This window comes from Enemella evansiae (genome assembly GCF_002250705.1).
Taxonomy (GTDB): Bacteria; Actinomycetota; Actinomycetes; order Propionibacteriales; family Propionibacteriaceae; genus Enemella; species Enemella evansiae.
The window spans coordinates 56,964-83,009 of the sequence record NZ_NMVP01000034.1 but is presented as its reverse complement, the minus strand read 5'-3'; the positions used below and the strand labels follow the sequence as shown (position 1 = coordinate 83,009).

General features: G+C 68.3%; 22 protein-coding genes. 11 read left to right on the top strand and 11 right to left on the bottom strand.

Features of this window, described 5'->3' with window-relative positions; genetic code table 11:
- Window positions 1-38 precede the first annotated feature (38 nt).
- From BI335_RS15845 to BI335_RS15835, 3 genes are all read left to right on the top strand, one after another.
- Window positions 39-716 (top strand): ATP-dependent Clp protease proteolytic subunit, encoded by a 678-nt coding sequence (locus BI335_RS15845; protein ID WP_172421931.1) that lies wholly within the window; start codon window positions 39-41, stop codon window positions 714-716.
- A 209-nt stretch (window positions 717-925) separates the two neighbouring features.
- A complete protein-coding gene (clpX, locus tag BI335_RS15840; RefSeq protein ID WP_094432068.1) occupies window positions 926-2,218 on the top strand; it encodes an ATP-dependent Clp protease ATP-binding subunit ClpX in 1,293 nt (430 codons plus the stop codon).
- A gap of 443 nt (window positions 2,219-2,661) precedes the next feature.
- Complete coding sequence (locus BI335_RS15835) at window positions 2,662-3,981, top strand: MFS transporter (RefSeq protein ID WP_094432066.1); 1,320 nt, start codon at window positions 2,662-2,664, stop codon at window positions 3,979-3,981.
- Between the two features lie 48 nt (window positions 3,982-4,029).
- Here the strand turns inward: BI335_RS15835 and BI335_RS15830 are convergent, their stop codons facing one another.
- Together BI335_RS15830 and valS are read right to left on the bottom strand one after the other, a co-directional pair.
- A complete protein-coding gene (locus BI335_RS15830) occupies window positions 4,030-5,049 on the bottom strand; it encodes a zinc-dependent alcohol dehydrogenase family protein (RefSeq protein ID WP_094432064.1) in 1,020 nt (339 codons plus the stop codon).
- A gap of 23 nt (window positions 5,050-5,072) precedes the next feature.
- The gene (valS, locus tag BI335_RS15825; RefSeq protein ID WP_094432062.1) at window positions 5,073-7,661 is read right to left on the bottom strand and encodes a valine--tRNA ligase; all 2,589 of its coding nucleotides are present in this window, start codon (window positions 7,659-7,661) and stop codon (window positions 5,073-5,075) included.
- Between the two features lie 345 nt (window positions 7,662-8,006).
- On the opposite strand from valS, the gene BI335_RS15820 reads away from it, so the two are divergent.
- On the top strand, window positions 8,007-9,404 hold the full coding sequence (locus tag BI335_RS15820) for an alpha-L-fucosidase (RefSeq protein WP_229119641.1): 1,398 nt from the start codon (window positions 8,007-8,009) through the stop codon (window positions 9,402-9,404).
- A 12-nt stretch (window positions 9,405-9,416) separates the two neighbouring features.
- Here BI335_RS15820 and BI335_RS15815 read toward each other — a convergent pair whose 3' ends face one another.
- From BI335_RS15815 to BI335_RS15800, 4 genes are read right to left on the bottom strand one after another with little or no spacing between them, the layout of a single operon-like run.
- A complete protein-coding gene (locus BI335_RS15815) occupies window positions 9,417-11,357 on the bottom strand; it encodes a DUF2264 domain-containing protein (RefSeq protein WP_094432058.1) in 1,941 nt (646 codons plus the stop codon).
- Between the two features lie 3 nt (window positions 11,358-11,360).
- Window positions 11,361-12,992: an extracellular solute-binding protein gene (locus BI335_RS15810; protein ID WP_094406985.1), complete on the bottom strand. Its 1,632-nt coding sequence runs from the start codon at window positions 12,990-12,992 to the stop codon at window positions 11,361-11,363.
- Between the two features lie 28 nt (window positions 12,993-13,020).
- A complete protein-coding gene (locus tag BI335_RS15805) occupies window positions 13,021-13,950 on the bottom strand; it encodes a carbohydrate ABC transporter permease (RefSeq protein ID WP_229119640.1) in 930 nt (309 codons plus the stop codon).
- On the bottom strand, window positions 13,940-14,968 hold the full coding sequence (locus BI335_RS15800) for an ABC transporter permease (protein ID WP_229119639.1): 1,029 nt from the start codon (window positions 14,966-14,968) through the stop codon (window positions 13,940-13,942). The genes BI335_RS15805 and BI335_RS15800 overlap by 11 nt, the downstream gene beginning before the upstream one ends.
- Before the next feature lie 241 nt (window positions 14,969-15,209).
- On the opposite strand from BI335_RS15800, the gene BI335_RS15795 reads away from it, so the two are divergent.
- Window positions 15,210-16,187, top strand: coding sequence for a hydroxyacid dehydrogenase (locus BI335_RS15795; protein WP_172421923.1), 978 nt, complete (start codon window positions 15,210-15,212; stop codon window positions 16,185-16,187).
- 104 nt (window positions 16,188-16,291) lie between these two features.
- Window positions 16,292-17,338: a LacI family DNA-binding transcriptional regulator gene (locus tag BI335_RS15790; RefSeq protein WP_229119638.1), complete on the top strand. Its 1,047-nt coding sequence runs from the start codon at window positions 16,292-16,294 to the stop codon at window positions 17,336-17,338.
- Window positions 17,339-17,429: 91 nt separating this feature from the next.
- Here the strand turns inward: BI335_RS15790 and BI335_RS15785 are convergent, their stop codons facing one another.
- Genes BI335_RS15785 through BI335_RS15775 form a run of 3 tightly spaced genes read right to left on the bottom strand, consistent with a single transcriptional unit; the run spans window position 17,430 to window position 19,601 of the window.
- Window positions 17,430-18,209 (bottom strand): DedA family protein, encoded by a 780-nt coding sequence (locus BI335_RS15785; protein ID WP_094432052.1) that lies wholly within the window; start codon window positions 18,207-18,209, stop codon window positions 17,430-17,432.
- Window positions 18,210-18,222: 13 nt separating this feature from the next.
- Window positions 18,223-18,990 (bottom strand): DsbA family protein, encoded by a 768-nt coding sequence (locus BI335_RS15780; protein ID WP_094355918.1) that lies wholly within the window; start codon window positions 18,988-18,990, stop codon window positions 18,223-18,225.
- Window positions 18,987-19,601, bottom strand: coding sequence for a MauE/DoxX family redox-associated membrane protein (locus tag BI335_RS15775; protein ID WP_094355919.1), 615 nt, complete (start codon window positions 19,599-19,601; stop codon window positions 18,987-18,989). Before BI335_RS15775 ends, BI335_RS15780 begins: the two co-directional genes overlap by 4 nt.
- Window positions 19,602-19,663: 62 nt before the next feature.
- On the opposite strand from BI335_RS15775, the gene BI335_RS15770 reads away from it, so the two are divergent.
- Genes BI335_RS15770 through BI335_RS15750 form a run of 5 tightly spaced genes read left to right on the top strand, consistent with a single transcriptional unit; the run spans window position 19,664 to window position 24,534 of the window.
- Window positions 19,664-21,085: a bifunctional folylpolyglutamate synthase/dihydrofolate synthase gene (locus BI335_RS15770; protein WP_229119637.1), complete on the top strand. Its 1,422-nt coding sequence runs from the start codon at window positions 19,664-19,666 to the stop codon at window positions 21,083-21,085.
- On the top strand, window positions 21,085-21,435 hold the full coding sequence (locus tag BI335_RS15765) for a DUF4233 domain-containing protein (RefSeq protein ID WP_208109318.1): 351 nt from the start codon (window positions 21,085-21,087) through the stop codon (window positions 21,433-21,435). Before BI335_RS15770 ends, BI335_RS15765 begins: the two co-directional genes overlap by 1 nt.
- Before the next feature lie 10 nt (window positions 21,436-21,445).
- Entirely contained in the window at window positions 21,446-21,874 is a 429-nt protein-coding gene (gene ndk, locus BI335_RS15760) for a nucleoside-diphosphate kinase (RefSeq protein ID WP_094406993.1), read from the top strand.
- A 24-nt stretch (window positions 21,875-21,898) separates the two neighbouring features.
- Window positions 21,899-22,969: a CPBP family intramembrane glutamic endopeptidase gene (locus tag BI335_RS15755; RefSeq protein ID WP_094432048.1), complete on the top strand. Its 1,071-nt coding sequence runs from the start codon at window positions 21,899-21,901 to the stop codon at window positions 22,967-22,969.
- A 53-nt stretch (window positions 22,970-23,022) separates the two neighbouring features.
- Window positions 23,023-24,534 (top strand): peptide MFS transporter, encoded by a 1,512-nt coding sequence (locus BI335_RS15750; protein WP_094428826.1) that lies wholly within the window; start codon window positions 23,023-23,025, stop codon window positions 24,532-24,534.
- A 118-nt stretch (window positions 24,535-24,652) separates the two neighbouring features.
- On the opposite strand, the gene BI335_RS15745 is transcribed toward BI335_RS15750, so the two are convergent.
- Both BI335_RS15745 and BI335_RS15740 read right to left on the bottom strand, forming a co-directional pair.
- Window positions 24,653-25,177, bottom strand: coding sequence for a TrmH family RNA methyltransferase (locus tag BI335_RS15745; protein ID WP_094355924.1), 525 nt, complete (start codon window positions 25,175-25,177; stop codon window positions 24,653-24,655).
- A 246-nt stretch (window positions 25,178-25,423) separates the two neighbouring features.
- Window positions 25,424-25,633, bottom strand: a complete 210-nt coding sequence (locus BI335_RS15740; RefSeq protein WP_141212470.1) for a hypothetical protein — start codon at window positions 25,631-25,633, stop codon at window positions 25,424-25,426.
- Window positions 25,634-26,046: the final 413 nt, after the last annotated feature.

Below are 26,046 nucleotides of genomic sequence, written 5' to 3'. Positions count from 1 at the left end.
ACTACGAGAACCTCGCCCGGTTCAACCAGGAACAGTCCATGAAGGTGCAGGCCCGCGGCGGCGCCCGGATGAACGGAGGCGTACGCCCCGGAGGACTCGCCCCGAGCGGACCGGACGCCAACCACTACATCCCGCAGTGGGAGGAGCGCACCTCCTACGGCTTCCGGCGGGTGGACCCGTTCGCCAAGCTCTTCGAGGACCGGATCATCTTCCTCGGCGACCCGGTGAGCGACGACCTGGCCAACGCGATCATGGCCGAACTGCTGTGCCTGCAGTCGATGGACCCCGACCGGCCCATCAGCATGTACATCAACAGCCCCGGTGGCTCGTTCACCGCGATGACCGCGATCTACGACACGATGCGCTACATCAAGCCGGACATCCAGACGATCTGCCTGGGCATGGCCGCCTCCGCGGCCGCCGTCCTGCTGGCCGCCGGGACCAAGGGCAAGCGGCTCGCGCTGCCGAACTCGACGATCCTGATCCACCAGCCGTCGATGGGCCAGGGCACCTACGGGCAGTCCTCGGACCTGGAGATCCAGGCCAACGAGATCCTGCGGATCCGCAGCCTGATGGAGCAGATGCTGGCCGACGCGACGGGCCAGTCCCCGGAACAGATCAGCAGCGACGTCGACCGGGACAAGTACCTCACCGCCGAGCAGGCCAAGGAGTACGGCCTGATCGACGACGTGCTGCAGTCCCTCAAGGACGCCTGATTGTTCCAGGCGGCTCGCGCGCCCAGTTCGGCGCGCGAGCCGCTTCGCATTCACGCCGATAGCGAACACCCGGGAGTCACCCCTCGGGTTTGTCGCCTCGGACAGGTAGCGTCGTATCCCTCAGGTCACCGACCGCGGGGCGAAATGGTCGCGATCGGCGGACCGGGCCCGAGTTAGGGTGAGGCAACGTCCGCGGAAAGGTTTGAGAGATGGCACGCATCGGCGAGAGCGGTGACCTGCTGAAGTGCAACTTCTGCGGCAAGAGCCAGAAGCAGGTCAAGAAGCTCATCGCGGGCCCCGGGGTCTACATCTGCGACGAGTGCATCGATCTCTGCAACGAGATCATCGAGGAGGAGTTCTCCGAGGGCTCCGACGTCGGCCTGCTGGACGAGCTGCCCAAGCCGCACCAGATCCGCGAATTCCTGGATGCGTACGTGATCGGCCAGGGCGATGCCAAGAAGGCGCTCGCCGTCGCGGTCTACAACCACTACAAGCGGGTGCAGGCGCAGGCCGCCACCCCCGCCCGCCGCGCCGCCGAGGACGACGGCGTCGAGCTGGGCAAATCCAACATCCTGCTCATCGGCCCGACCGGCTGCGGCAAGACCTATCTGGCGCAGACCCTGGCCAAGATGCTCAACGTGCCGTTCGCGATGGCCGACGCCACCGCACTCACCGAGGCCGGCTACGTCGGTGAGGATGTCGAGAACATCCTGCTCAAACTGATCCAGGCCGCGGATTTCGATGTGAAGAAGGCCGAGACCGGCATCATCTACATCGACGAGATCGACAAGGTCGCCCGCAAGTCGGAGAACCCCTCGATCACCCGCGACGTGTCCGGTGAGGGCGTGCAGCAGGCGCTGCTGAAGATCCTCGAGGGCACCACCGCCAGCGTGCCCCCGCAGGGTGGCCGCAAGCACCCCCATCAGGACTTCATCCAGATCGACACCACCAACGTGCTGTTCATCGTCGGCGGCGCCTTCGCCGGGCTGGACCACATCATCGACGCCCGGGTCGGCAAGCGCCCGATCGGCTTCAACAACGACGAAGAGGCCCGCCGCCCCGACTCGGACGATCCGTTCGGTCAGGTACGCCCCGAGGACCTGGTCAAATACGGCCTGATCCCCGAGTTCATCGGCCGGCTGCCGATGATCTCCTCGGTCACCCCGCTGGACCGTGACGCGCTGATCCGGATCCTGGTCGAGCCGCGCAATGCGCTGATCAAGCAGTTCCGCAAGCTCTTCGAACTGGACGGCGTCGACCTGGAGTTCACCGACGAGGCCGTCGAGGCGGTCGCCGACCTGGCCCTGGCCCGCGGCACCGGCGCCCGCGGTCTGCGCGCCATCCTCGAAGAAGTGCTGCTCAACGTGATGTACGACGTGCCCTCGGCCGAGGACATCGCCCAGGTGGTCATCACCGGTGAGGTCGTCACCGACTCGGTCGTACCGACCCTCGTCCCGCGCGCCGAGTTCGGCAAGCGCGAGCGCCGCGAGAAGAGCGCCTGAGCCGGTACGCCCCGCGCGAGTGTGGTGATCGGACCGCACGCCCCTTGGTTCTCGCACGCTACTTCGGCTCTCGCATCGCACACCATGCGAGGACCGAACTCCGATGCGAGGACCGGGCCGCTTGGCTCGCCGTGACATCGATGGTGACGCACATCGAACCCATTCGGTCCACTGCGAACCCGTCGCACGCGCATGGGAAGGGTTCGCAGTGGACCGGACGGGTGCGATGTCGGGTTCATCTCGACACGGAGTCCCGGCTCCGCTTCGCTGCGCCGGTTCTCCTACTCGATGAACGTTCCGCCGGGGCTCCTACTCGATGAACGTGCGTGGCTTCGACTCGCTCGTACCTCGCTCGCTCAGCCGACGTAGGGCGAGTCTCTGGACACCCCCTGAGAACAGGGCCAGTATGGGCGAGCCAACGACGGCGGCCGAGGGGGAGAGCGATGAGCGAACAGGCACTGGATCAGAAACTGCATTCCGATCCCAGGCAGGTACGCCGGGTCGCGGTCGCCAGCAGCTTCGGTACCGGGATCGAGCTCTACGATTTCCTGATCTTCGGGCTCGCCTCCGGGCTGGTCTTCCCGAAACTGTTCTTCCCGCAATCCGACCCGCTCACCGGCGTACTGCTCTCCTTCCTCACCTTCGGCGTCGGGTTCGTACCGCGGCCGCTCGGCGGGCTGGTCTTCGGCCACTTCGGCGACCGGGTGTCCCGCCGGCTGATGCTGGTGATCTGCCTGGTCGCCACCGGCATCTGCACCGTCGGCATGGGTCTGCTGCCGACCTACCAGACCGTCGGCCCGCTCGCCCCGGTGCTGCTGGTCATCCTGCGTACCCTGCAGGGCTTCTTCATGGGCGGCGAACAATCCGGCGCCTTCTTGATGGTGACCGAGCACGCCCCGGTCGGCAGCAAGGCGTTCTTCGGCGCCGCCGCCACCGCGGGCTCGCCGATGGGTTCGCTGCTCGGCATCGTCGCCTTCCAGATCACCGCCGCCGCGACCGGGCCGGCGTTCACCGACTGGGGCTGGCGGATCCCGTTCCTGGCCTCGGCGGTGCTGGTGATCCTCGGCGTCTACATCCGGCTCGGGCTGGAGGAGAGCCCGGTCTTCCGCGAGCTCAAGGAGGAAGTCCCGGACACCCCCAAGGTGCCGCTGGGCGCGGTCCTCGCCAAGGCCGGCCCGATGCTGTTCGCCGGCATCCTGGTCAACCTCGGGTTCAACCTGTTCGTCTTCGTCATCATCACCTTCACCAACGCCTACGGCACCCAGGTGCTGAAGATGGACCGCAACGTCTTCCTGATGGCCGGCCTGTTCGCGTCCCTGGGCCAGCTGATCTTCTGCTTCGTCGCCTCCCGGATCGCCGACCGGGTGGGGTTGAACAAGGTGATGCTCGCCGGCGCCATCTTCCAGGTGCTCTGGGCATTCCCGTACTTCCTGCTGCTGAACACCCGCGAGCCTGCCGCGGTCTACGTGGCGATGATCGTCGGAATGAGCGGGCTGGCGTTCATCTTCGGCCCGATGGCGGCGTACTACGTCAGCCTCTTCGACCCCTCGCACCGCTACACCGGCGTCGCGCTGTCCTACAACCTCGGTGCGGTGCTCGGCGGCGGCCTGTCTTCGTTCATCGCCACCGCGCTGCTGCGCCAGTTCGGCAGCAGCACCCCGATCTCGCTGTACGTGATGCTAGGCGGCGTCCTGTCCGGGCTCGGCATCCTGATCTCCCTGCGGCGGGTCCGCACCCACTTCCCGCGGCTGCCCCGGGACTGAGCGTCACCGGGGCTTCGACTCGCTGCGCTCGCTCAACCGCCGGTGCCGTCAGTCGAGGGTCAGGGCGACCTTGATCGCGCGGCGGGAATCCATCGCCTTGTACGCCTCGGCGACCTCGTCCAGCGGCAGGGTCAGGTCGAACACCCTGCCCGGGTCGATCGCGCCCGACAGCACCAGGGAGACCAGATCGTCGAGGTACTCCCGCACCGGCGCCATCCCGCCGCGCAGGCCGATGTTGCGGCTGAAGAACGGTGCCAGGTCGAGCTTCACCCCGACCGGTACGCCGACATAGCCGACGATGCTGCCTGGCCGGGCCGAGGCGCAGGCCTGTGCGAACGATTCCTCGGTACCGACGCATTCCAGCACCGCATCCGCGCCGATCCCGTCGGTCATCTCCAGCACCTTCGCGGCGAACTCCTCACCGCGCTCGGCGAGCACGTCGATGGCGCCGAACTCCCGCGCCAGCGCGGCCCGGTCCTCGTGCCGGCTGGAGACGACGATCCGTTCCGCGCCCTGCTGTTTCGCCGCGAGTACGCCGCAGAGGCCGACCGCCCCGTCGCCGATCACCGCCACCGTCTGCCCGGGCGCGACGCCGGCCATCTTCGCCGCATGCCAACCGGTACCGAGCACATCGGAGCAGGCCAGGATCGAGGGCAGCAACGCCTCGTCCGGCTGCTCCGGCAGCTTGACCAGGGTGCCGTCGGCGTTCGGCACCCGGACCGCCTCGGCCTGGCAGCCGTTGTACGACTGCCGGTTCAGGCAGGCCGACTGGAACCCGGCCCGACAGTTCGCGCAGGTGTTGTCGCAGGAGAAGAACGGGCCGACCACGAAGTCGCCCGGGCGTACCGAGGTCACCTCCGGGCCGACCTCGGCGACCACCCCGCAGTACTCGTGCCCGATCCGCTGCGGCGCCTGGAACGGTCGCCGGCCGCGATAGTTGTGCAGATCCGAACCGCAGACACAACTCAGGCTGAGGCGTACCACCGCGTCGCTGGGCGCCTCGATCCTGGGATCGTCGACCTCGGCGACGGTGATGTCACCCGGAGCGTTCAACAGTGTGGCGCGCATGCTCCCCAGTCTAGAAAGCCCGCTCAGCGCTTCGCCGGGGGTTCCCCCAGCTCGGCGGCGACACCGACCGTCTCACCCTCGGTCCACTCCAGCGGGCCGGTGATCCGACCCACCGCGCGCAGGTCCGCCTCGGCACTGCGCAAGCGGTCCAGCGCTTCGGCCGGCGCGGTCAGCGTGGCGTTCAGGATCGGGGTCTTCATCGACACCTTGGCGTTCGACTTGGTACCGCGGATCTCGATCAGCGCGGCGGCCAGATCGTCAACCAGGGCAGCGTTTCCGGCCGGCAGCTCGTCGACGCTCGGCCAGGCAGCGCGATGGATCGAGCCCGACTTCCACCAGCTCCACACCTCCTCGGTGACGAAGGGCAGGAACGGCGCCAGCAGCCGCAGCTGTACGCCGAGGGCGCGCCGCAGCGTGGCGCGGGCCGAGGCGGTGCCGTCGGGATCGGAGTCGTCGGCGCCGTAGGCCCGCTCCTTGACCAGCTCCAGGTAGTCGTCGCAGAACGACCAGAAGAAGGTCTCGGTGGCCTCCAGGGCGCTGGTGTAGTCGAACCGCTCGAATGCGTCGGTGGCCTGCTCGACGACCTCGCGCAACCGGGCCAGCTGGGCCAGATCGACCGCAGCGGTCGGCTCCCCGCCGTCGGCCTCACCCATCGACAGCACGAACTTGGAGGCGTTCAGCACCTTCATCGCCAGTCGGCGGCCGACCTTCATCTGCGACTCGTCGAAGGGGGAGTCCAGCCCGGGCCGGGCCATCGCGGCCCGCCAGCGGACGGCATCGGAGCCGTACTTCTTCAGGATGTCATCGGGCACCACGACATTGCCCTTGGACTTGGACATCTTCTTGCGGTCCGGGTCGACCACGAAGCCGGAGATGGTCGCGGTGTGCCAGGGCACGGTGTCGAACTCGAAGTGCGCCCGGACCACCCGGGAGAACAGCCAGGTGCGGATGATGTCGTGCGCCTGCGGAGCCATGTCCATCGGGAAGGTCAGCTTGAACAGCTCCTCGTCGCGGGTCCAGCCGGTGACCAGCTCGGGGGAGAGCGAACTGGTCGCCCAGGTGTCCATCACGTCGGGGTCGCCGATGAAGCCGCCGGGCTTGCCGCGCTGCTCCTCGGTGTAGCCGGGCGGGCAGTCGCTGCTCGGGTCGACGGGCAGGGTGTCCTCGGCGGCGGTGATCGGGTTCTGGTAGTCGGGTTCGCCGGCCTCGTCCAGGGCGTACCAGACCGGGAACGGGACGCCGAAGAACCGCTGCCGCGAGATCAGCCAGTCGCCGTTCAGCCCGCTCACCCAGTTGTCGTAGCGGTGCCGCATGTGCTCGGGCACCCAGCGGATTTCCTTGCCCCGTTGGAGAAGCGCCTGCTTGAGGTCGTCGTCGCGGCCGCCGTTGCGGATGTACCACTGCCGGGTGGAGACGATCTCCAGCGGCTTGTCGCCCTTCTCGAAGAAGTTCGCCTTGCGCTGGGTCGGCTGTGGCTCGCCGGCCATCTCGCCGGAGGCGCGGAGCAGTTCCACCATCGTCTCGCCGGCGGAGAAGGTGGTCTTGCCGGCGATCTGGGCGTACGCCTGCTCGTCGTCGATCCAGTCGGGCCGCTCCCGCAGGATCCGGCCGTCGCGGCCGATGATGGTCCGGGTCGGCAGCCGCAGCTCGCGCCACCAGGTGACGTCGGTCAGATCGCCGAAGGTGCAGCACATCGCGATGCCGGCGCCCTTGTCCATCTCGGCGGCCGGGTGGGCCAGCACCGGAAGTTCGACACCGAAGACCGGGGAGGTGACGGACTTGCCGAACAGCGGCTGGTAGCGCTCGTCGTCGGGGTGCGCGATCAGCGCCACGCAGGCGGCGACCAGCTCGGGCCGGGTGGTCTCGATCCACACCTTGTCCTCGGCGAACAGCTCGGGGTCGAGACCGGCCGCCTGGGTGAGCCCGAAGCCGAGCTTGTGGTACGCCCCGGGGTAGTCGCGGGCCTCCAGCTCGGCCTGCGCGACCGCGGTCTGGAAGGTCACGTCCCACAGCGTCGGGGCCTCGGAGAGGTACGCCTCCCCGCGCTCGTGGTTGTGCAGGAAAGCCTTCTGGGCAATGGATCGGGAGTCATCGGAGATGGTCTCGTAGAGGGTGTCCCAGTCCACCGACAGGCCGACCCGGCGCCACAGGTCCTCGAAGACCTTCTCATCGACCGCGGTCAGTTCCAGGCACAGGTCGACGAAGTTGCGCCGGCTGATCGGCTGCTGCTTCTTCGGGTCCGGCTTGGCCGGCGGAGTGAAGTCGGCGTCGTAGGGGATCGACGGATCGCAGCGCACCCCGTAGTAGTTCTGCACCCGGCGCTCGGTCGGCAGACCGTTGTCGTCCCAGCCGATCGGGTAGTAGACCTCCTTGCCGCGCATCCGCTGGTAGCGCGCGACCAGATCGGTGTGGGTGTAGGAGAACACATGCCCGACGTGCAACGACCCGGACACCGTCGGCGGGGGAGTGTCGATCGAGAAGACCTGCTCCCGCGACTGCGGCCGGACGAATGCGTAGGTGCCCTGCTCGGCCCATACCGCGGCCCACTTCTCCTCCAGGCCCTCCAGTGCGGGCTTGTCGGGGACGCGGGTCGTCTGGGGCTCAGCAGTCATGCGGTGAATCTTATTGAGGCCGGGGAAGCCGTGCACATCGGTTCCCTGCCACAGGCCCCGCGAGTTGGTCGCGCAGCGACCGTCACCTCCACGCTCCTCGAGTAGGTCGCGCAGCGACCGTCACCACCGCGCTCCTCGAGTAGGTCGCGCAGCGACCGTGTCGAGAGGAACCCGGTCACGGCGGTTCATCTCGACACGCACCGCATTGCTCCGCTTCGCTGCGCATGCGGTGCTACTCGATGAACGGATGCGCTAGACTGCGGAAAACGCTTACCCGAGGATCGCGGAGCCCCCATGACGACGACGTCCCCCTGGCAGAATCGACAGCGTTCGGACCGTGCGCCGGTGCCCCTTCGTCACGGCAGCCAGGTCAGCAAGCGCGAGGACGAGGCGATGCAGCGGTTCCGCCGTTACGGGCTGGGCCAGTTCATCCACTTCGGGCTCTATTCCATTCTGGGCAACGAATACCAGGGCGTCAGCGCCCGCGATGGTGCGCCGGCCTCGGAATGGATCCGGGCCTGGCGCGGGCCGAGTGCCCCCGACGGCTGGACCGCGATCTACGACCGGCTGAACGAGCAGTTCGACCCGACCGAGCTGGACGCCCGGCAGTGGGCCAGACAGGCCAAGCAGCTCGGCGCCCGGTACGTCATCTTCACCACCAAGCACCACGACGGGTTCGCGCTCTGGCCGACCGCCCACTCGGACTATTCGATCGCGAACTCACCGGCCGCGGGCCGTGACCTGGTCGCCGAAGTGGTGGACGCGTACACCGCGGAGGGTATCGACGTCTTCCTCTACTTCTCGGTGCTGGACTGGCACCACCCCGGCTACTCCGACCAGGTGCCTACCGACGACGCGGGCCGCGCGGCCTGGCAGGAGTTCCTCAGCTACACCCGCGGCCAGCTGCTGGAACTGCTGGATCGCTATCCGGCGGCCCGCGGGCTCTGGTTCGACGGCACCTGGGGGAAGGCGTGGATCGCCTCCCACGAGTTCACCTATCAGTTGGAACGGGAGCTGCGGGAGCGTCGACCCGGCCTGATCATCGGGTCCCGGTTCCGCAACGACGAGCACGGCGCCCGGCACTTCGACTCCAACGGTGCGCTGCTCGGCGACTACGAGCAGGGCTGGGAGCGCAAACTGCCCGCCGACCACGCGATGCTGGCCGGCAACGACTGGGACTGTGTGATGACCATCGGCCCCAACGGCTGGGGCTGGACCCGGGACACCGGCGATGACTACCTGAAGACCACCGACGACCTGATCGAGCTGCTGATGCGTTGCCGCTCGATGGACGGCAACCTGGTGATCAACTTCGGTCCCGACGGCGCGGGCCGGATGACCGCCCACGAGGGGCAGATCGCCACCGAGCTCGGCGCCTGGGTCGCGGCCCATGCCGCCGCGATCCACGACGCGGGCCATGTGGACCTCGATCCGACCGGGATGGGCTGGCTCACCGGCACCGACGACCGGATCTTCCTCACGGTGCTGAATCGGCCGGTCACCGGGATCGCGCGGCTCCGGTTCCCCGGCGACGCCGAGCGGGTTCCGACGGCGGCCCGGATCCTCGATTCCGGCCGGGAACTCGAGCTGCGGCGTACCGACCTCGGTCTCGACCTGGACGACGCCAGCTACGTCGATGGGCGGATCCCCGCCGACCTGGTCACCGAGCGGGCCTTCGTGATCGAGCTGGAGCTGGGCGCGCCGGATGCCCCGGCCAGGCGCCGCGAGGCCGCCCGGATGTGAACCGCGGCCGGGTCAGCGTACGCCGCCGACCTGGCCCGGTTGCCGGTCCCAGTCGACGACGGTCCGCAGCTCCGCCTCGACCCGGACCCCGTCGGCCGGCCACTCCACCAGCAACCGGGTGCCCTCGACCTGCACCCGCAGCGCGGCCAGTCCGGCCTGCGGGTCCGCGTCGTGGGCCAGCAACTGGTGCACCGCGACGTGCACCGTCTCCGGCTGGTCCCGGCGGGCGGTGAGCACCGGAATGGCCGAGTGCACGCCGAGCGCGTTCGTGTCGCGGTGATCCACCACCTCGGCAGCGTCCCAGCCGTGCAGCCCGGTGAGCACCACCCGACAGCGACCATTGTCGACCTGGGCGTACGCCGCCTCCGCACCGACCACCCGCTGCGGCGGGCGGTCGCCGGCCAGCGCGAACGCACCCTCGCGTACCCGGTCGTGCGCGGTGGGCGCCGTCACCAGATGGGCCCGGACCTCGGTGCCCAGGTGCACCACCGAGGCGGTCACGATCCACGCCTGGGGCAGCAGGGAACCGTCGATCTGCGGGTAGTGCACCGACGCGCTCAGCGGCCCCCGGGTGGTGCTGCCGCGCAGACTCACCCGGCGGCTGGGCCGGCCCTGCTCGTCGAACAGGCAGACGTGCCCATCGGCGGCGGCCAGCCAGCCCGCACCGACCTCGGGAGCGGTGTGGGTGGAGTAGGCGAACGAGGCGTAGTGCGGGTCGTCGGTGTCGCGGATGCCGTGCGGTTGCACCGGCAGGTCGGTGTGATCGGTGCCGTGGTTGATCAGCACGACCGGGGCGTCCCCACCGGCGGAGCTGAGCGTCAACCCGGTGCCGTCCAGCACCCGGGTGAACGGTTCCGGGCACAGGGGTTCACCCGCCTCGGCCCACACCGGATGCTCGGCATCCAGGGCCAGCCCCAGGAAACCGATACCGGCCAGATAGGGCGAGCCGAAACCGCTGTAGTCCTGCATGGCAGGCAGGAACTCCCGATACCAGCCCAGCCTGAGCTGCCCGTCGGCGCCGACACCGTGACCGACGAAGTTGCCGAGCGCCGCGGAGGCGAGTTCGCGGGTGCGCGCGGATCCCAGCGGGTTCACCCCCGAGATCTCCGCGCACCACAGCGGGGCCAGCGCGGCGGTGCGATAGGTGAGCGAGCGGCCGAAGTGCACCAGGGCGCCGTCGCCGGCGACGAAGGACTCGAAGCTCTCGACGAAGGCGGCCAGCCGCGCCAGCTGCCGCTGCGCCTCCGGGGTGTCGCTCCGCCCGGTCATCCGGTACCAGGCCCACAGGTAGGGGTGGATGGCCCAGGCGTTGTAGTAGTCGATGGCGTGGTCGGGGCCGTCGGTGTACCAACCGTCGCCGAGATACCAGCCCTCGACGCGGGCGACCCGGCGCTCGTTGCGCAACCCGGACGCGTCCCCACCGCGGTACCGGATGAACGCCTCGGCCATCGCCGGGAACAGTTGCCAGTTGTTGCCCCAGACGTCCAACCGGGCGTGGTGCCGCAGCCAATCGAGCAACTGGGCCTGCTGCTCGGTGGTGAAGCGCGACCAGAACCGGTCCCCGGCGATATAGAGCCCGAAGGAGAGATTCGCGGCCTCGACGATCGAGTTCGTCACTCCGGTCAGCGGCGGCCGGCAGGTCACCCCGCGCGGCCACCGCGACCGATGGTCGGTGCTGGTCCCATCGACGATGGCCCGGGCATAGAACCCGATCAGGGCCTCCGCCTGCGGATCACCGGCCGGCGCGCCGGCGATCCGCGCGGAGGCCAGCAGGAAGCTGCGGCAGATCGTCTCCATCGACTCCCGGCGTACCCCGTCACGGGTCACCCGGCCCGGCAGCACCACCCCCGCCGGGTCATCTCCACCGCGCTCCCGGATCGCGCTCAGCCAGCGGTCGGCGGTGGCGGTCCAGTCTGCGCGGGTCCGCAGCTCTGCTCGGTTTCCAGCCCCCATCGCTCAGCCGGCCAGCGCCTGCTCGTATTCCGCCCGGATCTGGTCACCGCCACCGGTCCGCCAGGTCTGGATCGCGGATTTCACATCATCGAGGGTCTTGCGGCCGGTGATGTGATCGGTGACCGTGTCGGAGACCGCGGTACGCAGGGTGCCGCCCTTGCGGGCATTGGTCGGGCTGAACAGGGTCGAGGTCGGGTTCTCCACACCGAGTGGGACCAGCGTCGAGTACGCCGCATGGGCGTTCCTGGTCAGTGCCTCCTGCTGCGGGACGTACAGCGCGGGGTCGGGTGCGACCAGGAATTTCCACGGCACCGAGGTGTTCGCCAGTGCCGAGGCCTTGGCGACCGGATTGCCCCGGTCGTCGCGGGTGTGATCGGTGCCCTCGAGGCCGTAGTTGAGCAGCATGAACTCCTCGCTGCCGAACGGGGCGGCGAGGAAGTTGGCCACCCCGAGCAGGCTGCGGATCTTCTGCTCGTCGTTCCGCTTCACCATGGTGCTGGCGAACAGGATGTTGTCCAGCCACGCGATCGGCTTGCCGCCACCGGCGGCGAACGGCAGGAACGGCTTCGCATCCTTGATGGTGGTCCCGTAGCCACCGGCGTTCACGTAGGCCGGCATGCCGTCGTAGATCTGCGCCACCTGGCCGCTGATGAAAGCGTTGCTCCGCTGCGAGTTCGTCCAGGATTCGCTGCCCGGCACGATGTAACCGGCTGCGGCGGCCTTCCGGACGAAGCTCACCGCTTCCAGATATTCCTCGGTCTCCAGGTAGTAGGTCAGTTTCCCGCCGGATTCCCGCCACTGGTTCGGCGCGCCGAAGAGCTGGAGGAAGGTCGACATGCCGAACGCCTTGGTGCCGAAGGCCCAGCGGCCGGCCTGGGCGTTGGTGAGTTGCTTCATCACCTCGAGGTATTCATCGGCGTTCTTGATCTGCGAGGTGTCGGTGATACCGACCTCGGCGAATCGGTCGCTGCGATAGATACCGAGACCACCCACGGGGCTGCGGGGGATCGGCAGGGTGTAGATCTTCCCGGCGCGTACGGTCTGCTTCCAGAAGATCTCGGGAATCGCGGCGAGATTCGGGTACTCCTTGATCGCGTCCCCGGACAGGAAGGGGGTGAGATCCTGGCACTTGGCCTCCAGAAACCCAATGATGTCAGGGATGGAGGCGCCGTCGTCCAGGATCAGGTCGGGGATGTCATTGCCCGCGATCGTGGTGTTCACCTTGGTCTTGAAGTCATCGGAGGAGACCGCGGTGATGTCGAGCTTGCCGCCCAACCGTTCCTCGATCGCCTGCCAGGTCGGGTTCTTCTCCCGCGGATTCGGCGGGGCACCGAAGATGTTGGTGATGGCGGAGAAGGTCTCGCCCTTGAGTGGGGGAGTGGTCACGGTCCGGGTCGGCGGGCTCGGATAGTTGAAGTACGCGGCGGGTACGCCCTGGGCGGTGCCGGGCAGGTCGGGTTTCAGCGCCTCGACCGGCACGTAGGTGGGCAGTTTGACCGCAGACGCGTTGGAGGCCTGCAGCGCCTCCTTCTGCCCGCAGCCGGCCAGCGAGCCGGCACCGGAGACCGCGAGCAGCCCCATTCCGGTGAGTTTGAGGAAGGTGCGCCGATCGGCGGCGACGTTGGTGAATGACATGGTTTTCCTCTCTGGTGACCGGGAGGTCTCAGCCCTTGATGGCGCCGGTGAGCACGCCCTTGGTGAAGTACTTCTGCAGGAACGGATAGACACACAGGATCGGGACGACGCTGATCACGACCACCGCCATCTGGATCGCCTGGCTGGGTGCGCCGATCTCGGTGGTGTTCTCGAGCGAGGAGCCCAGCAGCACGTACTGGCGCAGCACCATCGCCAGCGGCCACTTGTCGCTGTTCACATAGAGCATCGCGTTGAAGAAGGCGTTCCAGTAACCCACCGCATAGAACAGGCCGATCACCGCGATCACGCCCTTGGACAGCGGCAGTACCAGATTCCACAGGATGCGCAGGTCGCCGGCGCCGTCCAACCGGGCCGCCTCGGTGAGCTCGGTCGGGAGGTTCATGATGAACGAGCGCATGATCACCAGGTTGAAGGCGGAGACCGCGGTGGGCAGGATCAGTGCGGCATAGCTGTTCAACAGCCCGAGTTCCTTCACCACAAGGAAAGTGGGGATGATGCCGGGGGTGAACAGCATGGTGAGCAGCGCCGTCATCAGGAAGAAGCCGCCGCCGAGCAGCCCGCGTCGGGACAGGCCGTAGGCCATCATCACGGTCAGGGTCACCGAGACCGCCGTGCCGACCAGGGTGATGGCCAGGCTGCGGACCAGGGCGTCGGTGACGATCCCGCCGGCGAAGATCAGCTCGTACGCCGCCAGGGTCGGCCGGCTCGGGAACAGCACGAAGCCGTTCTTCGCCGCGATCTCCTCCTGGGTGGAGAGGCTGGTGCCGATCACCAGGACGAACGGATAGATGACCGCGAAGCAGACCGCCAGCAGGACCAGGCCCTTCAGGCCCTGGCCGATGATGCTCGGTTTCTCCATCCAGACAGGGCGTTGCGCGACCCAGCGGGTGCGGGCCCGGCCCGTGCTGGACCCGGTGGTCGATACGTCAGCGGTCACGGGAGTACACCCCATCCTGTCCGAACCTGTGCGCCAGCTTGTTCGCCCCGAGGACCAGGAACAGTCCGACGACACCCTTGACCAGGCCGACGGCCGCGGCCGTGCCCCACTGACCGTCGACGATGCCGTTGAAGTAGACATAGGTGTCGAGCACCTCACCTGCCTCGGCGCCGACGTTGTCGCGCTGCAGCACGATCTGCTCGAAGCCCACCGACAGGGCCGTGCCCAGGTTGAGGATGAGCAGCAGGACGACGATCGGCATGATGCCGGGGATCGTGATCGCCCAGGTGCGATGCCAGGGCCCCGCACCGTCGACGGCGGCGGCCTCATAGAGCTCGTCGTCGATGTTGGCGAGCGCGGCGAGGAACATGATCGTGCCCCAGCCGGCGTCCTTCCAGATCAGCTGCAGGGTGACCAGCACCGGGAAGAACTCCGGGCTGTTCATCGGGCTGAACCGGGGGAGTCCCATCGAATCGAGCAGATTGGGCACCACACCGGTGGCGCCCAGGATCTGCGTGGAGATCGAGATGACGATCACCCAGCCGAGGAAGTGCGGCAGGTAGACCACGCTCTGCACGAACCGGCGGATCGCCGGTGACATGATGCTGTTCAGGATCAGGGCCAGCGCGATCGGCACCGGGAAGAACAGCACCAGCTGCATCAGGGTGATCACCAGCGTGTTCCGCAGCGCCGCCCAGAACATCGGGTCGGCGAACGCCGCGGTGAAGTTGTCCAGACCCACCCAGACGCTGTCCACGAAACCGAGATAGGGCTGGTAGTCCTCGAAGGCGATGATGTTGCCGGGGATCGGCAACCAGTGGAAGACGACGAAGTAGAGGAAGCCGGGCAGCACCAGCAGCAGCATCGTCCTGTCGCGGCGGAGCCGCACCGCGAAGGACTGTTTCGGCTGCCTCCCGGCCCGGTTGCGGGATCGGCGGGCTCGACGGGACTCGGGCGCAGCCTGTGGCTGCTCGGGCTCGGTGGCCCGCGTCTTGCTCGTGACAGGTGCTGTCGTCACCGCAATCCTCCCGGCGTCATCCTCGACGGTGTGCCATCGCTAGTAAGCGATTGCTGTCGAAAGCTAGTACGCCGGGAAAGCGCTGTCAATGGGTTGCACCCGACCTGTCCAATAGATCGCTTCAACAAAGGGAAATTGAGGCTATTCGGTGGCGGACTCACCTGATGCTGTGATAGTAATCGCTTACTCACCGTCGATACGGAGGCCCCATATGGACCGGCGTCCACGCGTGGCGTTCGCCATGAACAAGGAGACCCACGCCTCCGCGTTCTCACCGCACGCGCTCGCCGAGCTCGCGGCGATCGCCGAGGTGGTCACCCCCGAGCCGCTGATCGAGTTGCGCTCCGACCATGCGCGCGGGGTGCTTGCCGAGACCGAGGTGCTGCTCACCGGGTGGGGCGCCCCGCCGATCAATATGGACACCCTCACCGCCGCCCCGCGCCTGCGGGCCCTCGTGCACGCCGCCGGAACCGTGCGTACCTTCCTCGATCCAAAGGTCTTCGACCACGGGCTGCGGGTGAGCAGTTCGGCCAGCGCCAATGCCGTGCCGGTCGCCGAGTTCGCCCTGGCCTGCACCATCTTCGGGCTCAAGCGCACCAGCCGATTCATCGACCAGTTGCGGGTCACCCACGACGTCCGCGATCCCAGCGTGATGCCGCCGATCGGCAGTCACCGGGTCACGATCGGGGTGGTCGGCGCCTCCCGGGTGGGACGGGAGTTCCTGCGCCTGCTGCGGGTGCTTGATGTCGAGGTGCTGCTCAGCGATCCCTATCTGACCGATGACGAGGGCCGGGCGCTCGGGGCCACGATGGTCGACCTGTCCGAGCTCTGCCGGCGCAGTGAGGTCGTCTCGCTGCATGCACCGCTCACCGAGCTGACCGCCGGAATGATCGGTGCCCGCGAGCTGGCGCTGATGCGGGACGGCACGATCCTGGTGAACACCGCGCGCGGTGCGCTGGTGGACACCCCGGCGCTCACCGCCGAACTGGTCTCCGGCCGGCTGGACGCCTATCTGGATGTCGTGCATCCCGAACCGATGCCGGCCGATTCGCCGCTCTACCACCTGCCGAATGTCACCCTGACACCGCACATCGCCGGTGCGTTGGGCAATGAGATCTCCCGGCTCGGGGAACTCGCCGTGGCCGAACTCGCCCGATTCGTCGCCGATGGTACGTTCTCGCATGAGGTGCGCCAGACCGATTTCGGGATCATCGCCTGATGCAGGACCGCAGGGGGATCATGACGACCACCGCTGATCGTTCGCGCCGCGGCAGGGCTGCGCGCGGCGCCGAGTCGCGCCCGGGTCGGAAACGGTCGGCAACGGTGAGCGATGTCGCGGAGCTCGCCGGGGTGTCGACGGCGACCGTCTCCCGAGTGCTCAACGGCAACTATCCGGTCGCGATCGCCACCCGGGAGCGGGTGCTGCAGGCGGTGGCGAAACTCGGCTATGCGGCCAATGCGAACGCGCGTGCCCTGGCCGGCTCGGACACCCGCACCATCGGCATCGTCGTCCCCGAACTGGTGGACCCGTTCTTCGGCTACATGGTGCGCGGCCTGGAACAGGCGGCCCAGGACTCCGGCCGGCTGGCCATCATCGCCACCACGAATGCGCACCCCGATGCCGAGCTGACCCTGATCGATCGGATGCGCGAGCGCCGGGTGGACGCGGTCATCCTGGTCAGCGGCACCCAGGTCGATCTGCCCTACCAGCGCCAGCTGGTGCAGCGCGCCGAAGCCCTGGAGGCGATGGGCAGCCGGCTGGTGCTGTGTGCCCATCCGCCGTTGACGATCCCGTCCCCGGCCCGATCGGTGGCCTATGACAACGAGGGCGGTGCCTTCGCCGTCACCGAGCATCTGATCGCCCAGGGGCACCGCCGGATCGCCTTCGTCGGCGGGCGCCGGGAGCTGCCGACGATCGCGGTGCGACTGGCGGGATACCTGCGAGCATTGGAATCCCGTGGCATCGAGGTCGACGAGTCGATCATCCGCACCGAGGGATTCGGCCGGGTCGCCGGACATGCCGCGACGCAGGCCCTGGTTGCCGAGGACACCGGCGTCACCGCGATCTTCGCGGTCAACGACACCATCGCCGCGGGGGTCTATGACAGCCTGCACAGCGCCGGGCTGCGCATCCCCGCCGACGTGTCGGTGGTCGCCTACGACGACACCCCGCTCGCGACCGACCTGGCGCCGAAGCTGACCACCGTGCACGTACCGCTGGAGCAGATGGGCCGCGAGGCTCTGCGCATCGGCCTCGCCGAACAGGACGCCTTCGCCAGGACGCCCGAGGACGGCCTCACCCTGGGCACCTATCTGGTGCACCGCGACTCGGTCGCCCCGCCGCGCAGCGGTGCCACGCTCCGCGAATAGCTCGCGCAGCGGTGTCACGACATGCTTGGCTCATCTCGACACGCACCGCATTGCTCCGCTCCGCTGCGCATGCGGTGCTACTCGATGAGCGTCAGTCGGTCTCGGTGCTGGCCTGGCGGGCCTGCTGCTTGCGGGCCTGCTTGTAGGAGCTCCAGAAGGCGGCGCCGACGATCAGCGCCAGCGAGACCCACAGGGCGTACTTGTCGACCATCAGCACCACATCGACCGCCCGCTGGCCGGCCCAGAAACCGAGCCCGGCGACCAGGCCGACGATGAGCAGCGTGCTGAGCACGTTGAGCAGCAGGAACCAGCCCAGCCGGAGCTTCTGCCAACCGGCGAAGGCGTACGCCATCCCCGCCGGGATGCCGGGCAGCACGCCGAGGAAGACCGCGAGCGGACCCACCCAGCGGGGGAGCTGCTCGGCCCGGTCCAGCATCGCCCGGGCCCGGTCGTTGGGGGCGAACATCCGGACCACCCGATGGCCCCAGCGTCCGCCCATGAACCAGAACAGCCAGTCGAACTTGGCCGCACCGACCACCCCGGCGACGATCACCAGCCACAACGGCGCCTCACCGATCCGGGCGAACGCCGCACCCGCCCCGACCGCGGCCTTCGAACCGGTGACGAACTCCAACAGGATCGGATGCGAGGCGATCAGGAACGGCTTGACCGGCAGCATCGCCAGATAGAAGGCGGTGATGCCGAGCATCGAACCCAACAGCACCTTGTCCCCGCGGGACGGTTTCCCCTCCCAGGGCAGCATCTCCCGCCAGTTCTGCGGTGCGGACGCCTGCTCGGCCTGCGGCGCGGTCGACCCGTCGGGTCTGTCGGGGTTGTCGGTGCGGTCGGGCTTCGGCGAGGTGTCGTCCACGAGGGGCGAGTCCTTACTTGAGCTTCATGATCTCGGTACGCAGCGAGTTCGGGTCGTTGGTCAGCTTCTTGGTGTCCAGCACCTTGCCGTTCACCTTGATCGTCGGGGTGGCGGTCACCCCGGCCTCACCGGCGGCGTTGTCGACGCTCTTCACGAAGGCCGAGTACTTCTTCTCGCTGTAGCACTGCTTGAAGGTGTCCAGTGCCGGTCCGGTGATCCCGGCCTGCTCGGCGAAGGCCCCGGTCAGCTGGGCATCGGAGTAGCCGGTGCCCTCCTGGGCCGGCTGATTCTTGTAGATCGTGTCGTGGTACTGCGCGTAGCGCCCGGTCAGGTCGGCGCAGGCGGCGGCGTTCGCGGCCCGGTAGGACGCGTCGTTGCGGAGATTGGTGTCCAGGAAGGTCATCAGGTGGTACTGCAGCTGGATGTCACCGCTCTGCGCCAGCTGGTTCAGCTGGGTGCCGAAGGCGTCCTCGAAGCTCTTGCAGGCCGGGCACTGGTAGTCGGCGTACAGCTCGACGACCGGGGCGCCCTGCTGGCCCTTGCCCGGGTTGGCGACGATGCCGTTGCGCTGGGCCGTCGCGTTCGGGGGATAGGTCTCGGTTTTGGCGGCGTTGTAGCGCTGGACCACCAGCACCAACGTGACCACCACGATCAGCGCGACGATGGCGCTCACCGCGATGATCGCGATCCGCTTGTTCTTGGCGCGCTTCGCCTCCGCGATCTGGGCCGCGCGCAACTGGGCACGGCGGCTGTCGGGCTTGGCGGCCTTGGCTTTGCTCATCGAGACTTTTCCTCTTCCTGGGTGCGCTCGTCTGCGGGTTCGTCGTCGCTGACATCGTGGTGGTCGTCGGGGTCATCGGCGTACGCCGCCTCGCCGAACAGTTTCTGATCGAGACTGAACGGTGTCCGCGGACGCCAGACGAGCCAGATGCTCAGCAGCATCAGCCCGGCGTCCCGAGCCAGGTCGACAGGATACTTCTTCTGCGCCTCTTCGAGCGCGATCTGCCCGCCGCCGCCGAAACAGCCGCAGTCGATCGACAGGCCGCGGGCCCAGGCCTGGGAGATCCCGATCACGAACGCCAGCATCAGCAGCGTGCTGACCAGACCGGCCCAGCGGGTGAACAGACCGAGCAGCAGCAGCAGGCCGACCACCAGCTCGATCATCGGCAGCAGATAGCCGACGACCACGGCCACCGAGTAGGGCAGGATCTGGTAGCCGCGCACGGCCAGCACCGACGCCTCCAGATTTGGTAGTTTCGCCACACTGGCCCAGATCCAGACGACCGCCAGGATCAGCCTGGCAGCCAGCCCGATCCAACCGGTGACGGTACGCCCGGGGCTCGGCTGGTGGGCGGTCGCTCGGGTGGTCGCCGAGCCGTCAGCGTCGTGCATGCCCTCAGCATAGGATGTCTTTGAATATGCCTACCGATCTTCCCAGCGATCATCAGCGTCTGGTGAGCGAACTCACCTCCCGCTGGCCCGAGCACCGGGTCGCGCCCAGCCTGGCGCGGATCCGGGCCCTCACCGAACTGCTGGGGGATCCGCAACGGGCGTACCCGGTGATCCAGGTCGCCGGCACCAACGGCAAGGGTTCGACCGCGATCATGATCGAGTCGCTGCTGCGGGCCGCCGGCCTGCGGACCGGCCGATTCTCCTCCCCGCACCTGGTCGACATCACCGAGCGGATCGCCCTCGACGGCCGGCCGATCAGCGCCGAACGCTTCGCCGAGGTGTGGGCCGACATCAAGCCCTATGTGGCGCTCGTCGACGAGCAGGCCCTGGACGGGGTGAAGATGACCTTCTTCGAGGTGATCACCGCGATGGCGTACGCCGCCTTCGCCGACGCCCCGGTCGATGTGGCGATCATCGAGACCGGGATGGGCGGCACCTGGGACGCCACCAACATCGCCGACGCGCAGGTGGGGGTGATCATGCCCATCGACCTGGACCACACCCACCTGCTCGGTGAGACGATCGCCGAGATCGCCGCCGAGAAGGCCGGCATCATCAAGCCCGGCGCGCAGGCGATCCTGGCCGGCCAGTCCCGGGAGGCCGCCGACGTGCTGCTGGCCCGCTGTGCCGAGGTGGGGGCGCTGCCGCACCGCGAGGGCATCGACTTCGGGTTGCTGGACCGCCGGCTCGCCGTCGACGGCCAACTGATCCGGTTGAACGGGGCCGGTGGCCCGGTCGATGACATCTTCCTGCCGCTGCACGGGGTGCACATGGCCCGCAACGCCGGGGTGGCGCTGGCCGCCGCCGAGGCGTTCTTCGGCTTCACCGCGATGGACCCGGAGGTGGTCCGGGAGGGCTTCGAGGCGGTCACCGCGCCGGGCCGGCTGGAGACCGTGCGCCAGTCCCCGCCGATCGTGCTCGACGGTGCGCACAACCCACACGCCGCCCGGGCCAGCGCGGAGACGATGGCCGAGGCGTACGCCTTCCAGCCGCTGGTCGGCGTGGTGGCGATGATGCGGGACAAGGAGGCCGAGCAGATCCTGCGGATCTGGGAGCCGTTGATGGCGGCGGTGGTCTGCAGCCAGGTCTCCTCGACCGAGCGCGGGTTGCCGGCCGAGGAACTGGCCGAGATCGCCACCGGCATCTTCGGTGCCGACCGGGTGCACGTCCGGCCCCGGCTGGACGACGCGCTGGAGTGGGCGACCACGCTGGCCGATGTGCCGGAACGGATGAGCGGGGACTCGGGCAACCCGGGCGTGCTCGTCACCGGTTCGGTGATCGCCGCCGGCGAGGCCCGCGCACTGCTGGTCAGCGACGCCGGTGCGACCGAGCGGGAGGAGGTCGACTGGGACGCCGACGACCACGGCGGCACCCTGGACGAACTCGGCGCGGACACCGATCCGGACGAGGGGGACACCGACTGATGCTGGCCAAGGGGAACCCGATGGGCCGGGTGATGATGACGATCCTGATCTTCGAGGTGATCACCATCGGCCTGGCGATCCCGGTGATGATCATGGTCAGCGAGGTACCGGGCGCGACCGCCGGAATCGCCGGCGGGGGAGCCGCCCTGCTCGCCATCCTGGCCGCCGCGCTGCTGCGCCGACCCGCCATCGGCTACCCGCTGGGCTGGCTGGCCCAGCTCGCCGCCCTCGGACTCGGCGTGTTGACGGTCGGCATGCTCGCGATGGGTGCGATGTTCGCGGTGCTGTGGGTCGTCTGCTTCGTCCTGGGGCGCCGGCTCGATGCGGGACAGCGGGCGCAAACCCCCTAGTCTGTGCGCCATGAGCAACGAGCGCACCCTGGTCCTGATCAAGCCCGATGGCGTACGCCGCGGTCTGGTCGGAGAGATCCTGTCCCGTTACGAGCGCAAGGGGCTGAGCCTGGTCGCGCTGGAGCAGCGCACCGCCGACGGCGACCTGGCCGACGAGCACTACGCCGAACACGTCGAGAAGGATTTCTATCCGCCGCTGCGCGCCTTCATCACCTCCGGGCCGCTGGTCGCGCTGGTGCTCGAGGGGGACAGCGCGATCGAGGTGGTCCGGCTGCTGAACGGCAGGACCGACGGTCGGAAGGCCGAGGCCGGTTCGATCCGCGGTGACCTGGCCCTGTCCAACCGGGAGAACCTGGTGCACGGCTCCGATTCGGCCGAATCGGCCGCCCGCGAGATGGCCATCTGGTTCCCGGGGCTGGACCCGCAGCCGACCGCCTGAGTCCGGGGAGGGAGCAGGCGCGCGATGACCGCTCAGCCGGCGTACCCGGTGTTCCAGCCGCCGCCGCAACCGGTCACGCTGCCGGTCGAGGAGTCGGAGTACCACCAGTTCTATCGCACCCCGGCGTTCGCCTTCTGGCGGCCGATCGTCGCGCTGCTGGTCGGCGCCGGGCTCTGGTTCGTCGCCACCCTGCTGGGCAGCATCCCGCTGATCCTCGACCTGGCACAGGGCCGGGTGGACCTGGCGGAGCTGTCCGCCGGCCGGATCCTGATGACCCCGTGGGTGCTGCTCGGGACGAACCTGTCGTTGGCGGCGCTGATCCCGATCGCGATCGCCTGCCAGGTCTGGTTCTTCCGCCAGCGGCCGCGCTGGCTGCATTCGGTCCAGGGCCGGTTCCGTTGGCGCTGGCTGCTGCTCAGCCTGGTCCCGGTGATCCCGCTGTGGCTCGGCACCATCGTGGTGCAGGGGCTGGCGCTCGGCGGTGACGCGGTCGCCGGGGGCGCACAGACAGGTGGGCCGTCGCGGCAATGGGTGATCTATCTGGTGGTGATCACGTTGACCACACCGCTGCAGTGTGCCGGTGAGGAATACGGCTTCCGCGGGCTGGTGAACCGGTCGGTCGCCTCCTTCTTCCGCAATCGCCGGGTCGGCCTGGTGGCCGGGGCGGTCGTCTCCTCGGGGCTGTTCGCCTCTCTGCACGGTTCCAGCGACATCTGGGCGAACGCGTTCTACTTCGGCTTCGGGATGGTCGCCTGCCTGCTGGTCTGGCGGACCGGTGGGCTGGAGGCCGCGATCGCCATGCACTCGGTGAACAACCTGATCTCCTTCTATGCCGCGGTATTGACCGGTGAGATCGATCGGCCGATGCAGATGGGCAATGTCGCCGGCGGGCCGGAGATGCTGCTGCCGGTGCTGGCCGGGATCATCGTGCTGCTGATCCTGAACAGCTGGCGGGCCCGCCGGGGCCTACCGATCGCGACGGCACCGGGCCGGGAACAGATCGCCGGGCTGCCCTCGATGCTCCCGCCCCCGGCGTCCGGCCCGCCCCCGGCGTCCGGTCCGAACCCGCCGGCGTACCCGCCGCCGACGAGCTGACGCCGGGCGCCGACTTGTCCGAGATACGGGATGGGGAGTAGACAGAGATCGATATGTCTGACCTACATCCCTCGCGGGGCACCGACCAACCGACCGACGAGGAATCGCTCGACAGCGTGGTTCCCGCATCGAAACGGGGGTTCTTCGGGCATCCCTGGGGGCTGGCCAACCTGGCCGGGGTGGAGATGTGGGAGCGCTTCAGCTTCTACGGCATGCAGGCCATCCTGGCCTTCTACATCTACTACTCGGTGCAGCAGGGCGGGCTCGGTCTGCCCGAGGCGGCCGCCACCTCGATCGTCGGCGCCTACGGCGGCACCGTCTATCTCTCCGCCATCATCGGCGCCTGGGTCGCGGACCGGCTGATCGGCGCAGAGCGGGCCGTGCTGATCGCCTCCATCGTGATCATGTGCGGCCACATCTCGCTCGCGGTGCTGCCCGGCCTGCTCGGGCTCGGGGTGGGCCTGGTGCTGATCGCGCTCGGCTCGGGCACGCTCAAGACCACCACCAGTTCGGTGCTGGGCGACATGTACGCCCACAACGACCCGACCCGCGACGCGGCGTTCTCGATCTACTACATGGGCGTGAACCTCGGCGCCCTGGTCGGTCCGCTGCTGACCAGCGCGCTGTGGGGCTGGCGCGGCTTCCACTGGGGCTTCGGGCTGGCCGCGGTCGGGATGGCGATCGGGCTGATCCAGTACGCGCTGATGCGCCGCCACACGATCAGCGATGTCGGCAAGCCGGCCCCGAACCCGCTGCCGAAGAAGCACCGCGGTTATCTGCTGATCGGCGTACTCGCCGGTGCCGCGCTGCTCGCGGTGCTCGCCGGCACCGGGGTGCTGCGCGCCGAGCGGTTGTCCGGGATCGTCGTCGCCGCCACGCTGCTGGCCGCCGTGGCGCTGTTCGGGGTGATCCTGACCAGCAGCAGGATCACCGAGACCGAACGCAGCCGGGTGGTGGCGTTCATCCCGATGTTCATCGCCAGCGCGGTGTTCTGGTCGCTGTTCCAGCAGCAGTTCGGGGTGGTCGCGATCTACGCCGACCAGCGGCTGAACCGCGAGGTGTTCGGCTTCACGCTGCCGCCCTCGCTGGTGAACTCGATCAACCCGCTGTTCGTGATCATCTTCGCCGGGGTGTTCGCCGCGATCTGGACCCGGCTCGGGACCCGGCAGCCGTCCAGCCCGCTGAAGTTCGCGATGGGCACCGTGATGATGGGGATCGCGTTCCTGGCCTTCCTGCCCTGGTCGGGCGGGGGCGCGAACAGCACGCCGCTGTACGCGATCGTGCTGATCCTGTTCCTGTTCACCGTGGCCGAGCTGTGCCTCTCCCCGGTGGGCCAGTCATTGGCGACCAAGCTGGCGCCGAAGGCCTTCCACACCCAGATGATCGCGCTGTTCTTCCTGTCCATCGCCGTCGGTTCGGCCGGGGCCGGTGCGCTGGGCGGCTACTACGACCCGACCAACGAGCGGCCGTACTTCCTGCTCATCGGCGGCGCCTCGATCGCCGTCGGCATCGTGGTGGCGGTGCTCTCGAAGTGGATCTCCAAGAAGATGATCGACGTGCACTGAACAACTGATGTGCACCCTCGATTTCGACGACGGTCCGCGGACCGCATCCAGTCGTCGATCCTGGTGATGGAGAGTGCACATCAGCTGTTCGATCGCTCGGTAGGTTCGGGTGGTCGGGTCAGGTCAGTCCGGCGAGCCGATAGAGCACCAGCGATCCGGCGACGGTGACGTTCAGGCTCAACCCCGTACCGACCATCGGGATCTCCACCGCGTCGTCGAGCAGCTCCAGGGCCGCCGGTGGGATGCCGGTGCGTTCGTGGCCGAGCACCATCACGGTCCGGCGCCGGGCCGCTGGCAGATCGCCGAGCATGATCGACTCGTCGGTCAGCTCGACGCCGATCACCCGGCTGCCCGCGGCGCGTTGCTGGTCCAGCCAGCCGACCTCGTCGGCGCCGACCCAGTGCACGCATCCCCCGTGGGTGAGGGTGTTGCCCTGGGCCAGGGCCTCGGCGATCCAGGGGCGTCGGGGGACCGCGAGGCAGGCGCCGACCGCGTCACAGGTGCGGAGCAGGGTGCCCAGATTCACCCCGTACTTCGGCCACAGGGGTGCGGCGATCAGATGGTCCCAACAGGAGTGCGGGCGCCGTCGACGGCTGCCCCTGATCTCTGCGGAGCTGCGATAGTGCAGCCGCCGCCCGGTCATGTGAGTGCCGGAAGATCCTTCCGGTGCGGAGTGTGAGACATGTCCACCAGAATAACTCCTTCGGGCGCTCAGTCGCGCGTCCGTGCTGCCTGCATTCCGTGCGCAGGCAGTGCAAAGCTGCAACCGTCGATCCAGCCGCGTTCGGCGTGCCACGAGTCCTGGACGCCATACTGTTCGAGGCGCGCCCGATCTTGTCGAGCACCCGTCGGGAGGCGATGTTGTCAGCGAAAACAGCCACCGAGAAGTTCATCCATCAGCACCTCCCCCGGCCAACGCTCTAAGCGTCTTCTTCGCCGTCTCCCCGGTGAGCTGGCTCTGCACGAACTCGATCAGCTTCGACGGACTTGGGACGATGCCGACACCCCACAGCACCAACCAGACCGCCGCCAGCCCGACCGCGATGCCCAGCGCCGTCAGCTCGAGCTGCTTCAATCCCCGCAGTGTTCGTCGCAGCATCCCGCCCCCTCTGATCGGCCAACGCGGAATCAGTTTGTCTCTGCTCATGCGGAAATCCCGGGCAAGTCTGCGACTGTGTGACCGGTTTACGAGATCTCGAGGTGCGAAACTGGCCCTTGACTCGGATATGAGGAACCTCTAACGTCGTGAGCGCGAACCCCCTCCCCAACGTGATCCAAAAGTAAGGCCCCGGATGTCGCGCGTCATTGCTGTTGCTATTCTCACCCTGTCACTCGCAATCCCATTTCTGAATGCAGGGTCGGCTCTTGCTGCGCCGACTCAACCGGTGACGCCCAGCGACGCCCAAGCGCCGCGCATTCCCACCGGCGCCGAGATCGGCAACCATGAAAGTGGTTCGCCTGAACCGGAACCACTCACGACCCGATCGACGAACCGGAAACTTGTCACATCGA